We start from the raw sequence: 13,086 nt of genomic DNA on the forward strand, positions 1-13,086 counted from the left end.
CGTTCTATTCGAGAGGGCAATAATGAAGACACAGAAGTCCTTGGAAGACGGTTTCGCGCTCAGATTGGGCAGGGCGGCGCGACCGGTCGCCGCTGCCGCCCTTGCCGCGCTGTTCGTCGCCGCGTGCGGCGGCGATGACGGAGGCGGCGGCAGCCCGTCGCTCGCGGCCGCGAACGTCGCGAACTCGGCGACGTCCGCGAACGCGACGACGGCCGCCGACGCGACGACCAACGCCGCGCTGCCGCCCGATCAGCCGTACATCGACAACGACGTCTACGGCACCGGCCCGAACGATTCCGTGACGGACGCGACGGAAGGCGCGGCGCTCGTGCACCGGCAGGTGAAGCTCGGCGACCAGACCCTCACCTACACGGCGACGGCCGGCCACCTCGTGACGATCGATCCGATCACGTCGAAGCCGAACGCGAAGATGTTCTACGTCGCGTACACGCTCGACAATCCCGATCCGAAGAAGCCGCGCCCCGTCACGTTCTTCTACAACGGCGGCCCGGGTTCGTCGGCGGTTTACCTGCTGCTCGGCTCGTTCGGGCCGAAGCGGCTGCAGTCGTCGTTCCCGAACTTCACGCCGCCCGCGCCGTACCGGCTGCGCGACAACCCGGAGAGCCTGCTCGACCGCTCGGATCTCGTGTTCATCAACCCGGTCGGCACCGGCTACTCGGCCGCGATCGCGCCGGCGAAGAACAAGGATTTCTGGGGCGTCGACCAGGACGCGCACTCGATCGACCGCTTCATCCAGCGCTACCTGACGAAGTACGCGCGCTGGAACTCGCCGAAGTTCCTGTTCGGCGAATCGTACGGCACGGCGCGCAGCGCGGTGACGTCATGGGTGCTGCATGAGGACGGCATCGAGCTGAACGGGATCACGTTGCAATCGTCGATCCTCGACTACTCGAACGCGGTGAGCGCGATCGGCATCTTCCCGACGCTCGCGGCCGACGCGTTCTACTGGAACAAGACGACCGTCAGCCCGAAACCGGCCGATCTCGACGCGTACATGGCGCAGGCGCGCAGTTATGCGGACAACGTGCTCACGCCGCTCGCGCAGGCGCCGAATCCGCAGGACGGGGGCTTCGTCAACGTGCGCCTGAACCTGAACCTCGCGGCCGCGCAGCAGATGGGCGCATACATCGGCACCGATCCCGTCTCGCTGATCCAGACGTTCGGCAATCCGGCCGCGCTCGGCAACGTGCCGTCGTCGGACGACAACCCGCCGTACACGTTCTTCCTGACGCTCGTGCCGGGCATCCAGATCGGCCAGTACGACGGACGCGCGAACTACACGGGCAAGGGCATCGCGCCGTACATCCTACCGAACTCGGGCAGCAACGATCCGTCGATCAGCAACGTCGGCGGCGCGTACACGGTGCTGTGGAACGACTACATCAACAACGACCTGAAGTACGTGTCGACGTCGTCGTTCGTCGATCTGAACGACCAGGTGTTCAACAACTGGGACTTCAGCCACACCGATCCGACGGGCGCGAGCCGCGGCGGCGGCAATACGCTGTACACGGCGGGCGACCTTGCCGCGACGATGAGCCTGAACCCGGACCTCAAGGTGCTGTCGGCGAACGGCTACTTCGATGCGGTGACGCCGTTCCATCAGACCGAGCTCACGCTGCAGCAGATGCCGCTCGATCCGTCGCTCAAGTCGGCGAACCTGACGATGAAATACTATCCGTCGGGCCACATGATCTATCTGAACGATCATTCGCGGATCGCGATGAAGGCGGATCTCGCCACGTTCTACGACGGCGTCCTGGCGGACCGCACGGCGCTGCAGCGCGTGCTGCTGCGTCAGCAGAAGGCGCTGCAGTTGAAGCAGCAGAAGCAACAGCAGGGGCAGTGACGCGGGGCTAGCCGTTTTCGGCCAGGCCGCTCGCCGTCGTCTCGCGACGGCGGGCGGCCAACGCTGGGGGGCGGTGGCTTCGCGGCGATCGTTGCCTCGCGGGCGCATCGCGCTCGCGAGGTTTTTTTGCGTGGCGGTTGCGCGAAGGCTGAGTGGCTGCGTCGAGCCGCGTCGGAGACAGCGAAGGGACGAGGAGACGAAGGGACGACGGAACGAGGGAACGAGGGAACGAGGAGACGAGGAGACGAGGAGACGACGGCTGCGAAGGGTGGCGAGGCGCAGCGATGGGCTGCGATGGCCGGCGCGGCACCGCACCGCGCGATCGCGGCGCGCCCGACCAACGCCCGGCGCGCGCGATGCGGGTCAGGAAAGCACGAGCTTCGCGCCGACCGCGACGAGCGTCGTCGCGAGAAGCCGGCGCAGCAGCCCTTCGGGCGCGCGCGCCGACAGATGGCTGCCGGCGACGATGCCCGGCACCGAGCCGATCAGCAGCGACACCAGCATCGACCAGTCGACCGAGCCGAGCATCCAGTGCCCGATGCCGGCGACGAGCGTGAGCGGAACCGCGTGCGCGATGTCGGAGCCGACGATGCGCGTCGTCGACAGCGCCGGGTACAGCAGCAGCAGGACCGTCACGCCGATCGCGCCCGCGCCGACGGACGTCAGCGACACGAGCACGCCGAGCACGGCGCCCGTGAGCACGGTCGCGGCGAGCGTGCGCGCCGGGCTTGGCGGCAGCGCGCGCGTGCGCCGCGCGGCGAATGCGGCGAGTTGCGGGCGAAACAGCAGAGACAGCGACGTGAGGAGCAGCGCGGCGCCGAGCACGAGCTGGATCATCCGGCTCGTTTCCTGCGAGTGCATGCCGTGCGAATGCAGGAACCACAGCGTGATCGCGGCGGCGGGCACGCTGCCCGCCGCGAGGCGCCCGGTGATCCGCCATTCGACCGTGCCCTTGAGCCCGTGCACGAAGGTGCCCGTCGCCTTCGTGATCGCCGCGTACAGCAGATCGGTGCCGACTGCGGTTGCCGGATGCACGTTGAACAGCAGGACGAGGATCGGCGTCATCAGCGAGCCGCCGCCGACGCCCGTCAGACCGACGAGGAAACCGACGAGGAGGCCGGACAGGGAGTAGAGCGGATCGATATGAGGCAACGACATCGGCGGAGAACGTTAGGCGTTTGAAAGCGACGGCGCGAGGCGAATCCGACATTGTCGCAAAACTCGCGAGTCGATGCGGAAATGCGCAAAAAGATCGGGGAAGAACCGCGAGGGCGTCGAGCGGACGAAGGCAGTCAGCCGCGCGCGGCATGCGATGCGAGATCGGGCGTGAAGAGGGCGGCGGCGGACGGCGCGGCCGCACCCCGCCGCCCGCGCGCAGCCGCCCGCGCGCAGCCGCCGGCGCCGGAGCTCGATCGCCAGCCGCGAACGATGCGCTTGGAAGGTGTCGCGCGGCGGTGCGCTCGAAGGCGAGCACGCACGGCGCAACGCTTAACCGGCGACCGGCGACCGGCGACCGACAACCGACAACCGACAACCGACAATCGGCAACAGGCGAGCCGCACCCCGCCGCGAGCGATGCGCGCCGCCGGCGCAGCCCGCGTGTTTCGCGCCACTCAATGCGCTGCGCCGCGCAGCTCGGCCGCGGCGTTCGACTGCGCGCGGATGCGCAGCGCGAACGCGAGGCACGCGGCGGCGGCGGCGAACACGGCGCCGCACGCGAACGCGACGCGATAGCCGCCGTTGAGCGCGACGGGCAGCGCCGCGTGCGCGGCGACGAGCGAATCGGTGCGCGCGGACGCGACGCTCGCGAGCACCGCGAGGCCGAGCGCGCCGCCCATCATGAACGAGGTGTTGACGATCCCCGACGCGAGCCCCGAATCGCTCGGCGCGACGTCGCTCATCGCGGCGAGCAGCACCGGATTGAACGCGACGCCCGCGCCGATGCCAAGGAGCGCCATGCCCGGCAGCACGTGCGCGACGAAGCCGCCGTCGGCGGGCGCGCGCGCGAAGAGCGCGAGGCCGATCGCGGCGGCGACGAGCCCTGCCGCGATCGGGCCGCGGATGCCGAAGCGCATCACGATCTTCGCGGACAAGCCGAGCGAGAACGCGGCCATGATGAGGTTCGCGGGCAGGAATGCGAGGCCCACCTCGAGCGGCCCGTAGCCGAGCACGCGCTGCATGTAGAGCGCGGACAGGAAGAACCACGCGAACATCGCGGCCGCCCACAGCACGCCGATCGCGTTCGCGGCCGCGACGTTGCGCTTCGCGACGAGCACGAGCGGCATCAGCGGATGCGCGACGCGCGCCTCGATCGCGACGAACGCCGCAAAGAGCGCGGCGGCGCCGGCGAGGAGCGAGACCGTTTGCGTCGACAGCCAGCCGGCCTCGTTGCCGTTCACGACGCCGTAGACCGCGAGCATCAGCGAAGCCGTCACCGCGACGGCGCCCTCGACGTCGAGCCGCGCGTCGGCCGCCTGCGCGCGCGCCTTCGGCAGCAGCGCGGCGGACAGCGCGTAGACCACGACGCCGATCGGCAGGTTCACGAGGAAGATCCAGTGCCAGCTGAGCACGCTCGTGAGGAAGCCGCCGAGCAGCACGCCGAGGCTGCCGCCGCCCGCGCAGACGAAGCCGTAGACGCCCATCGCCCTCGCGCGCTCGCCCGGCTCGATGAACAGATTCATGATGAGCGACAGCGCGACGGCCGACACGACCGCGCCGCCGAGCCCCTGCACCGCGCGCGCGGCGATCAGCACGGCCTGCGTCTGCGCGAGCCCGCACGCGAGCGATGCGAGCGTGAAGAGCGTGAGGCCCGCGAGGAACATCCGGCGGTGGCCGTACAGGTCGCCGAGGCGGCCGCCCAGCAGCAGGCAGCCGCCGAACGTCAGCATGTAGGCGTTCACGATCCAGACGAGCGCGGTTTCGGCGAAGCGCAGGTCCGCGCCGATCGACGGCAGCGCGACGTTGACGATCGTCGAGTCGAGCACGATCATCAGCACGCCCAGACAGAGAACGACGAGCGCGTACCAGCGCTTCGGGCCGTGCAGGCCGTGTGTCATGGGGAGGCCTCCGAAGGAAGGGAGGCTGCATTGTAAGCTCGCTGTGAGGCGTCTTGCTGCCGGTTGCTGACAGGCGACGCGTCGTTCGCGCGCGGGCCGCGGCGACGCGCGGCCCGCGCGCGCAGGCTCACCGGCGGAACGTGTCGACGGCGGCGCGGCCGACCGCGGGATCGTCGGTGAAGAAGCCGTCGATGCCCGCGCGCAGATACGCCTGGATCTCGCGCACCGAGCCCGCCGTGTTGCGTGCGCTCGGCGCGCCGCCGTCCTTCAGCGAGCCCGGCAGGAAGTTGTTTTCCGGCCGGAACGTGTACGGATGCACGAGCAACCCCGCCTCGTGCGCGTCGCGCACATAGTTCGTCGGCTGCTGCAGCGCGCCGTCGGCGCCCACCGGAATGATCGAGGTCTTGTACGGCCCGAGCGCGTTCGCATACGTCGCGATCTCGCGCATCCCGCTTTGCGTCGACAGATCGCCGTAGGTGCGCGCATCGCCCGCCTTCACGAAGTCGTACGGCCGTTGCTTCGGCTCGTCCATTAGCTGCACGAGCTTCCAGTTCGGCTGGCTCGCGCCGATGCGGTTGCGGATCGCCTTCAGGTTCGCGACTTCGAACGACTGGATGTAGACGGTCGCGTCGCGCGCGGTGTACGGGTCCTGGCGCAGCGCGTCGACGAGGCGGTCCTCGAGCGGCAGGCCGATCGACTGGAAGTAGGTCGGGTGCTTCGTCTCCGGATAGAGATGGATCGTGCGGCCGACCTGCGCGGACATTTGCTTCGCGAGCGCGACGATCTCGTCGAACGTCGGGATCTCGAACTGATCGTTGTACGCGGTGTTCGCCGGACGGTACTGCGGGATGCGCTCGCGCGCGCGCAGCGTCTTCAGCTCGGCGAGCGTGAAATCCTCGGTGAACCAGCCGGTGAGCGGCACGCCGTCGATCGTCTTCGTCGCCTTGCGGCTCGCGAACTGCGGCAGCGCCGACACGTTCGTCGTGCCCGAGATCTCGTTCTCGTGGCGCGCGACGAGCACGCCGTCGCGCGTCGCGACGAGGTCCGGCTCGATCACGTCCGCGCCGTCCTCGATCGCCTTGCGGTACGACGCGAGCGTGTGCTCGGGGCGCAGCGCGCTCGCGCCGCGATGGCCGACCACCTGCACCTTCGCCGAGATCGGCTGCGTGGGGGCGGGGTCGTCGCCGCCGCAGGCGGCGAGCGCGAGCGTCGCCGCGCACGCGAGCGCGACCGGGGAGAAAGCGAACAAGCGCTTGAAGAACATGTCGTCGATCCTGTGAAACGAAAACGGGCTTCGAAAAAGGGTGGCGTCGGCGGCGGGCGTTTGCGCCCGCGCGCCGCATGCGAGCGCGGCGCATTCCGCGCGGCCTGGGCCGGCCGGGATGCGATCGTCGCAGCGAATGATTACATATGTATTACGTATTGCTGTCTATTTTCGTGCGCCGGGCTGATGGCGCAAAGCCGGGTGCCGCGCGCGTCGGAACCGGCGACGAAGGCGCGGCGATGCGGATGCGAGCACGTCGTCGGCGCGCGCGAACGCGCGATGGGCCGCCGATCGAAGCCGCGGCGTCGCGCTCCATGCGAGGGAACGCGCGCGATCCCGTCCGGCTGCCCGTGCAATGCCGCGTCAGCGCTCGACGATCGCGGCGACGCCGAGCGCGATGAAGAGCGCGCCCGCGAGATAGCGCCCGGCGATCATCGCCGCGCCGCCCGGCGTCGCGCGTGTGCGCAGCGGATGCGCGAGCGCGATGCAGGTCAGGTCGGCGAGCGAGAACAGCAGGTTCGCGCTCGCGCCGAGCAGGAAGAGCTGCCAGCCGACGCCGAGCGGCGCGGCCGGATCGACGAATTGCAGCAGGAACGACAGATAGAACAGCGCCGATTTCGGATTCGACGCCTCGATGAGCGCGCTCGACGAGATCACGTTCCTCGGCACGGCGGACGGCGCGCCGTCGTCGCCCGCGCGCGAGCGGATGCGCTCGACGCCGAGCCAGACCAGATACGCGCCGCCGGCGACGCGCAGCGCGTGATAGAGCCACGGCGACGTGTCGAAGACGACGACCGCGCCCACCGCGACCGCGCAGATCTGGACGAATGCGCCGAGATGGATGCCGAGCGCCGACAGCACGCCCGCGCGTCGGCCGTGCTGCAGCGTCAGCGAGACCGTTTGCAGCAGCGCCGGGCCCGGGATGAAGCCGAAGCCGAGACAGGTGACAATGAAGGCGAAAGTCGGGTTGACCGTCATGGGGAATCGCTCGTCGAGGAAACGCGGGACCGGCCGGGCGGCGATGCTCTGCGGCTCGAATCGGCCACGGCGCGTATCGACCGACCGCGGCGCGCCGATGCCGCATGCAAGCGCGCCTGCGGCATGCGTGGCACGTGGTGCAATCTGCAGACGAAACGGCCGATCAGGCGAGCTTAAGGCACGGCGGCGTTGCCGGGCAATCGAAAGATGGCGGCGGGCACGGGACGGCTGGCGCAGGCGTCGCACGTGCGGCTGGCGCGGCGCGCGATCCCGGCGCCGCGGCTCAGACCCGCTTGTAGAAGAACGTCGTCGCGCACGGCGCGCCGTCGGGCATCAGCGCGTAATCGGGCACGACGCCGACGCGCTGCCATCCCGCGCGCCGGTAGAGCCGCTCGGCGTCGCCGCCCGTCACCGTGTCGAGCACTAGGACGGTCTTGCCGGCCGCGCGCGCGGCACCGTCGAGCGCGTCGAGCAGCCGCTGCGCGACGCCGCGGCGCCGCGCGTCGCGATGCACGAGCATCTTGGCGACGTCCGCGCGATGCGGCTGGTTTTCCGGCAAGCGCGTGATCATCTGGACCGTGCCGACGATGCGGCCGTCAGCGTGTTGCGCGACGAAGAGCGTGCGATCGCCACGCGCGACGCCATCGGCCACGTCGCGCCAGAACGCGCGCGCCTTGTCTCGCGCGAGCGGCGCCATGAAGCTCACCGACGCGCCGCCTTCGACGCAATCGATCAGCACGTCGGACAGCGCGTCGATGCACGCGGCCGCTTCGTTCGGCCCGACGCAGCGCACGTCGATCGAGTCGCTCATTCGATTCTCCCGGCACGGATCGCGTTCGCAGCGGCGAGCGCGACGACGTAGCGCGCGGCCTTGCGGCCCGGATTGAAGAAGAGGGTCGGGCGATCGACACGCATCGCGAGACAGTCGCCGGCGGCGACGCGCCACGTGTCGTCGCCGCTCGTGATGTCCATTTCGCCTTCGAGCATCCAGATCTGCTGATGCCAATCCGCGTCTCGCTCGCCGGTGTCGTACGCGACGCGCTCGCCGGGCGGGAACCTCACCTCGACGAGCTGCAGCGGCGACGCCACCGCGGGCGACAGGCTGCGGCGCACGTAGCCCGACGCCGGATCTTTCCAGACCGGCTGCTCGGCGGCGCGAGCGAGCGGCGACGCGGCGTGCGCGTCGCGATCGTCCTCGAACAGCGACGCGAGCGACACGCCGAGCGCATTCGCGAGCCGTTCGAGCACGACGGCCGTCGGGCTGCTTTGCGCGCGTTCGATGAGCGAGATGTTCGAGCGGCTCACCTTGCTGCGTTCTGCGAGCGCGTCGAGCGAGTAGCCGCGAAGGTCGCGGAGGGCGCGCACACGGCGCGCGATCAGTTGGTTGACGTCCATGCAATCCAGTATATTGGATAAAAATCCAGAATACTAGATGGCGTGTCGGGCGATGCGATCACGTGCGCATCGAAGGCGCGTTCGGCGGCCGGATCGAGCGGATCGCTCGCGCGGCGCGGCGCGGCGCGCCGCGTTGGCGAAGCGCCGCGCCGCTCGCACCGTCGTACGGCCGCACCGCTGCACCGCCGCCCCCGGCTCAGGCGGCCGGAGGTGCGACGCTCGGCTTTACTTCGCGTCCTCGAGGCGGATCGTCCCCTTCAGATGCAGGGACTCGCCGTTGCGATGCGCGATGTTCGTGTAGACGACGCCGTTCTCGAAATCTTCGACGTGCACGACGTTGTCACCGCTCTTCGGCTCGTGCCAATAGACCATGAATACTTGCGGCCGGATCTGCGTCGCCTTGTATTCGACGGTGTCGGTCGCGCCTTGGTACTGGCCGGACGTGCCGACGAACGTCATCGTGTGGTCGTCCTTGAAGTCGAGGCGAAAGCCGATGTCGCCGAACTGCACGAGCGCCTTCCTCCCCGCGGCCGGGAAGGCGGACGCCGCGCCGGCGACGGGCCATTGCATCTCGCCCTTGATGACCTTCGCGCTCATTTCGAGCGACGACACGTCGGCGAGGTTCGGATAGCGCGCCTTCATCGCGGCGATCAGCTCCGCGGAATTTTTTGCTTTCGGGGCTTCCGCGTCGAACGCGACCAGATAATCGCGCGTGAACTTCACGGACGCGAGCGTGTACGGTTCGCTGCCGTCCGAATTCGCGAGGTAGTGGCCGGGCACGACGAGTTTCGGATGCAGCGCCGCGATCCTGTCGAGCGTCTTGATCCAGTTGCGGCGCGATTCCGGCGTCTGCGTATCGGCGATCCACACGTGGATGTTCGCCGCGACCGGAATGCCGCCGATGACCGCGCGCGCGGACGGGATCGACACGAACGTGCGGTCGGGCGACGCGCCGTCGAGCCCGACGATGCGCAGCTCGTGACCGTCGAGCGTCAGCTTGTCGCCCTTGAGCGGCTGCGGCACGACGAGCGAGCGCGGCGCGTTGTCCTTCAGGATCGGCCCCCAGTACGCGAGCTTGTCGTCCTTGTTCGCCCGGATTGCGGCGACCGTCTGCGGCGTCGCGACGATCTTCGCATCCGGGAACGCGGCCTTGATCGTATCGAGGCCGAAGTAGTAGTCCGGATCGCTGTGGCTCACGTAGACGAGCTTGAGCGGCTTGCCGGTCGCCTTGATCTTGTTGACGAGGGCTTCGGCGTCGTTGCGCTGGAACTGTGCGTCGATGAGGATCGTGCCGGTCTTGCCGGTGACGATTTCCGACGACACGGGAAAGAGGCTTTTCTCGCCGGGGTTGTAGACGTCGATCTGAAGCGGTGCGGCGGCGTCCGCCGCATGAGATGGGCTTGCGCCGAACAAGGAAGCGGCTGCGGCGGCGAGCGCCACGAGGGAGCGCTTGAACATGAAGGATTCCCTGAGAGTATTGGTTTTGTGAAGGCGACGCGTGGGCAAGCGATGCGGCGTCGTCGAAGCAGGACGGTATCATCGAATCGGAATCTGGGCGCGTCACCTCGCTGAAAAGTTAGCAAAACGAATCGACAAATCGACACGGCACCGGCTGCGTTGCCGGTCGTCCCGAAAACCGGAAGCCTTGCGCCGCGCGCGTCGCGCGACGGAAGCGAACCGTCGTGCAATTGGTGCTAGTATCTGCGGAACAGGTAGTTACCGGTGGAAACTATAGACTGGATGGCAACGATGAGGAAGAACGCACCGAAAGGTGAGCAGATTACCGAGAGGAAACCTTCGCTTCTCGACGCGCTGCGCAAGGGTAACGTGTACGCGTCGGAATGCCCGACGCGGCTTGTGCTCGATCGCATCGCGGACAAATGGACCGTGCTGATCCTCGCGCTGCTGTCGCATCAGCCGCTGCGCTTCAACACGTTGTTGCGGCACATCGAAGGCTTGTCGCAGAAGGTGCTGTCGCAAACGCTCAAGCGGCTGGAGCGGGACGGTCTCGTCGCCCGCACCGTTTACGCGACGGTGCCGGTATCGGTCGAATATGCGCTGACGCCGCTCGGCCACACGCTCGCGCATTCGATCTCGCCGATCATCGTGTGGGCGGAGACGCACATCGACGCCGTGCTCGACGCGCGCACGGCCTATGACGCCCAGAAAAGCGGCGCGACCGACTGAGCGATCGCAAGCGTTCGGCCGGTTCGTAATCGGCGCCGCGAAATATCGAGAAAAATAAATGCCGGCGCAATGTGATTTTTATTCCCGACTGATGTTTTTTCTGGCGAATCGAAACAACGCCATTGTTTCCTGCATCGTACGAAACGAGCGAAAAATGCGGAAAGGGTTGCTTTGATGCGCCGCGTCATTCATCATGCTTGCGAGAAAGCAACGCGAAAGCTGTTCGATCGGAATTTGACATCGCCAAGTACGACGTTTGAAAAAACGTTGAGAACATTGAGTGGTCGAGGTTTGTCGTGGCTCGGATGTTTGGAACCATGTGTCGGTTTACACGGCCCATTCATCGGATCATAGTCATGGCAAATAAAGCAGCACGATAACTACGAGCGTACTTACGGAGACTGAGGATGATACGCACATACGAGGGGTCGGCGGAGCAGTTGTCTTTTCAAATTCCCATTCGGGCAGTCGTCGCGCGCATTGCTTTCCCGCGCAATCGCATCGCTAATTAGCCGTCGATATTCATTCAATTTCCGCTTGAGGGCGCCGCATCGCCATGCCGCGTCGCGAATCGGCGCGCGCATTGAATTCCGCGGGTCGATTCCGCACTGACCGCGCGTTCGCGGCCAAGCGTCGCGAATCGCCGCGTCGCCAGTCGGCGACACCGAGATACCAACCATCCGGCGGGCGGTAAGGTCACGCCGGACGAGACCGGATTCGATCAAAAAGGAGGGGTGATGTTTTGCATTCCTAATCTTCGCGCTGCCGTGTTGTCCTGTGTGGTCGCCGCGATGCCGTTCGTCGCCGGCTGCGGCGGCGGCGACGATCCCAGCCCGATACAGGTCGGGCAATGTTCGGGCGGCTCGTGCCCGCCGAGCGGCCCGAGCACGACGCCGCCCACGGTGACGAAGCTCTGCCCCGACGCACTCGATTACTCGACGACGTACACGGGCGGGTCGGGCAGCGGCGAATACGTGAAGGTCAAGTTCGATACCGCGAAGAAGACGTATCAGATGCAGTTCGTCGCGTCGTCGGTGCCGACGTCGGCGGGGCAGATCAACAACACGCGCGCCGGTCTCACGATCAACGGCACGTTCCACAACGCAACGGGCCTGCCGACCGCCGAGCAGAACCGTTGTGCGTTCGTGCTCGACAACGGCGCGACGAGCGACGGCGCCTATTCGGTGACGATCAACCGCGCCGATCCGCCGATGCTGTTCGTCGGCATGGGCGTCGTGGGCGGCGGCATTCCGGGCGCGACGGTCGCGTTCTCGGGCCTTCAGCTGTTTCCCGGCTTCACGATAGGCACGGTGCCGTCGCGCACGTTCGATTTCTATCCGTTCATCGGCTTTACGGACACCGAAACGGATTTCACGAAAGTAGCGGGCGCCTACAACGAAGTCGGCGTGCACCTGCTGCCGACGGGCACGTCGTTCCAGACGGCCGCGCCGCAAGGCTGGCAGCCCGATGTCGTGAACTGGACTCAGACGCTCAATGCGGACGGCTCGTGCACGATCACGCCGGGCAGCGACTACTCGTGCCGCACGACCGGCACGCCCTGGACGCTGCGCACGAACGCGGACGGCTCGCCCGACAACGTGTTCGTGAGCCATCCGCAACCGAACCAGCCGTATCCGTCCGCGGGGCAGGGGCAGCCGCTCGTGATCATCACGCCGAGCCAGGCGCAGGGCGTGATGATCGTCGGCAAGCTCAACGGCCGGCTCGTGCCAATCGTCATTCGCGTCGGCTACGCGAACGTCAACGCGGGCAATCCGCTCGCGTCGGTCGCCGATGCGGAGATCGGCATCTCGGTGCTCGCGCCCGTCACGCCGCTCGCGGCGAATTCGCTGCAAGGCGGCTTCATCGGCGCGACGAGCGCGGTTGCGTGCGGCGTCGTGAGCTTCGGCGGCACTTCGAACGCGCCCGCCAACAGCGGCTCCGCGTTCGACAACACGACGCCTCATCCCGAATTGCCCGGCACGTATCACGACGGCTTCTTCTATCCGTCCGCCGGAAACTGCACGGACGGCTCGGCCGTGTCGACGCTCGCGGCGAACTATACGTCGACGCTGTTCCAGGGCGCGACTGCGGCATTTCTCGATCCGATGACGTCGTCCGTGAGCTCGCAGTTCTCGCTCGATTACACGCAGACGACGCCCGGCAAGATCAAGGTGACGGCGACGCGCGACTTCAATGCGCAAGGCAGCACGGGCGCGGTCGCGATCTTCAAGAAAGGCGACTACGGCTGGCTCATCAAGGTCGGCGACGTGTACGGAATGGTCGTCAACAACAGCCAGTACAACCCGTTCTTCACGGTCGGCGCATTCGTTCAGTAA

At 67.5% G+C, this 13,086-nt stretch carries 10 protein-coding genes; 3 read left to right on the forward strand and 7 right to left on the reverse strand.

Annotated elements, in window-relative coordinates; all coding sequences use genetic code 11:
• Window positions 1-22 precede the first annotated feature (22 nt).
• On the forward strand, window positions 23-1,870 hold the full coding sequence (locus tag WT60_RS05190; RefSeq protein WP_038751853.1) for a peptidase S1: 1,848 nt from the start codon (window positions 23-25) through the stop codon (window positions 1,868-1,870).
• A gap of 363 nt (window positions 1,871-2,233) precedes the next feature.
• On the opposite strand, the gene WT60_RS05195 is transcribed toward WT60_RS05190, so the two are convergent.
• From WT60_RS05195 to WT60_RS05225, 7 genes are all read right to left on the reverse strand, one after another.
• Window positions 2,234-3,028: a sulfite exporter TauE/SafE family protein gene (locus WT60_RS05195; protein ID WP_038751855.1), complete on the reverse strand. Its 795-nt coding sequence runs from the start codon at window positions 3,026-3,028 to the stop codon at window positions 2,234-2,236.
• A 455-nt stretch (window positions 3,029-3,483) separates the two neighbouring features.
• A complete protein-coding gene (locus WT60_RS05200; RefSeq protein ID WP_060355530.1) occupies window positions 3,484-4,926 on the reverse strand; it encodes a DHA2 family efflux MFS transporter permease subunit in 1,443 nt (480 codons plus the stop codon).
• Window positions 4,927-5,053: 127 nt separating this feature from the next.
• Complete coding sequence (locus tag WT60_RS05205) at window positions 5,054-6,190, reverse strand: glycerophosphodiester phosphodiesterase (RefSeq protein WP_059583557.1); 1,137 nt, start codon at window positions 6,188-6,190, stop codon at window positions 5,054-5,056.
• A 363-nt stretch (window positions 6,191-6,553) separates the two neighbouring features.
• Window positions 6,554-7,168, reverse strand: a complete 615-nt coding sequence (locus WT60_RS05210) for a LysE family translocator (protein WP_038751861.1) — start codon at window positions 7,166-7,168, stop codon at window positions 6,554-6,556.
• Window positions 7,169-7,451: 283 nt separating this feature from the next.
• On the reverse strand, window positions 7,452-7,979 hold the full coding sequence (locus tag WT60_RS05215) for a GNAT family N-acetyltransferase (RefSeq protein ID WP_059583560.1): 528 nt from the start codon (window positions 7,977-7,979) through the stop codon (window positions 7,452-7,454).
• The gene (locus WT60_RS05220; RefSeq protein ID WP_038751867.1) at window positions 7,976-8,563 is read right to left on the reverse strand and encodes an XRE family transcriptional regulator; all 588 of its coding nucleotides are present in this window, start codon (window positions 8,561-8,563) and stop codon (window positions 7,976-7,978) included. The genes WT60_RS05215 and WT60_RS05220 overlap by 4 nt, the downstream gene beginning before the upstream one ends.
• 225 nt (window positions 8,564-8,788) lie before the next feature.
• Window positions 8,789-10,021 carry an MBL fold metallo-hydrolase gene (locus WT60_RS05225; protein ID WP_082717245.1) on the reverse strand — a complete coding sequence of 411 codons (1,233 nt, stop codon included), beginning with the start codon at window positions 10,019-10,021 and terminating at the stop codon, window positions 8,789-8,791.
• 282 nt (window positions 10,022-10,303) lie between these two features.
• Between WT60_RS05225 and WT60_RS05230 the strand changes: the two genes are divergently transcribed.
• Together WT60_RS05230 and WT60_RS05235 are read left to right on the forward strand one after the other, a co-directional pair.
• Window positions 10,304-10,750 (forward strand): helix-turn-helix domain-containing protein, encoded by a 447-nt coding sequence (locus WT60_RS05230; RefSeq protein ID WP_059583564.1) that lies wholly within the window; start codon window positions 10,304-10,306, stop codon window positions 10,748-10,750.
• 737 nt (window positions 10,751-11,487) lie between these two features.
• Window positions 11,488-13,086 carry a DUF2957 domain-containing protein gene (locus tag WT60_RS05235; protein WP_060355531.1) on the forward strand — a complete coding sequence of 533 codons (1,599 nt, stop codon included), beginning with the start codon at window positions 11,488-11,490 and terminating at the stop codon, window positions 13,084-13,086.

It is taken from the genome of Burkholderia sp. MSMB617WGS, assembly GCF_001532025.2.
In the GTDB taxonomy this organism is placed as follows: domain Bacteria; phylum Pseudomonadota; class Gammaproteobacteria; order Burkholderiales; family Burkholderiaceae; genus Burkholderia; species Burkholderia savannae.

Excerpts from the sequence above, each read along its gene's own strand:
- WT60_RS05205 (WP_059583557.1), bottom strand. The coding sequence starts at position 6,190 with ATGTTCTTCAAGCGCTTGTTCGCTTTCTCCCCGGTCGCGCTCGCGTGC.
- WT60_RS05215 (WP_059583560.1), bottom strand. The coding sequence starts at position 7,979 with ATGAGCGACTCGATCGACGTGCGCTGCGTCGGGCCGAACGAAGCGGCC.
- WT60_RS05200 (WP_060355530.1), bottom strand. The coding sequence starts at position 4,926 with ATGACACACGGCCTGCACGGCCCGAAGCGCTGGTACGCGCTCGTCGTT.
- WT60_RS05225 (WP_082717245.1), bottom strand. The coding sequence starts at position 10,021 with ATGTTCAAGCGCTCCCTCGTGGCGCTCGCCGCCGCAGCCGCTTCCTTG.
- WT60_RS05210 (WP_038751861.1), bottom strand. The coding sequence starts at position 7,168 with ATGACGGTCAACCCGACTTTCGCCTTCATTGTCACCTGTCTCGGCTTC.
- WT60_RS05235 (WP_060355531.1), top strand. The coding sequence starts at position 11,488 with ATGTTTTGCATTCCTAATCTTCGCGCTGCCGTGTTGTCCTGTGTGGTC.
- WT60_RS05220 (WP_038751867.1), bottom strand. The coding sequence starts at position 8,563 with ATGGACGTCAACCAACTGATCGCGCGCCGTGTGCGCGCCCTCCGCGAC.
- WT60_RS05190 (WP_038751853.1), top strand. The coding sequence starts at position 23 with ATGAAGACACAGAAGTCCTTGGAAGACGGTTTCGCGCTCAGATTGGGC.
- WT60_RS05195 (WP_038751855.1), bottom strand. The coding sequence starts at position 3,028 with ATGTCGTTGCCTCATATCGATCCGCTCTACTCCCTGTCCGGCCTCCTC.
- WT60_RS05230 (WP_059583564.1), top strand. The coding sequence starts at position 10,304 with ATGGCAACGATGAGGAAGAACGCACCGAAAGGTGAGCAGATTACCGAG.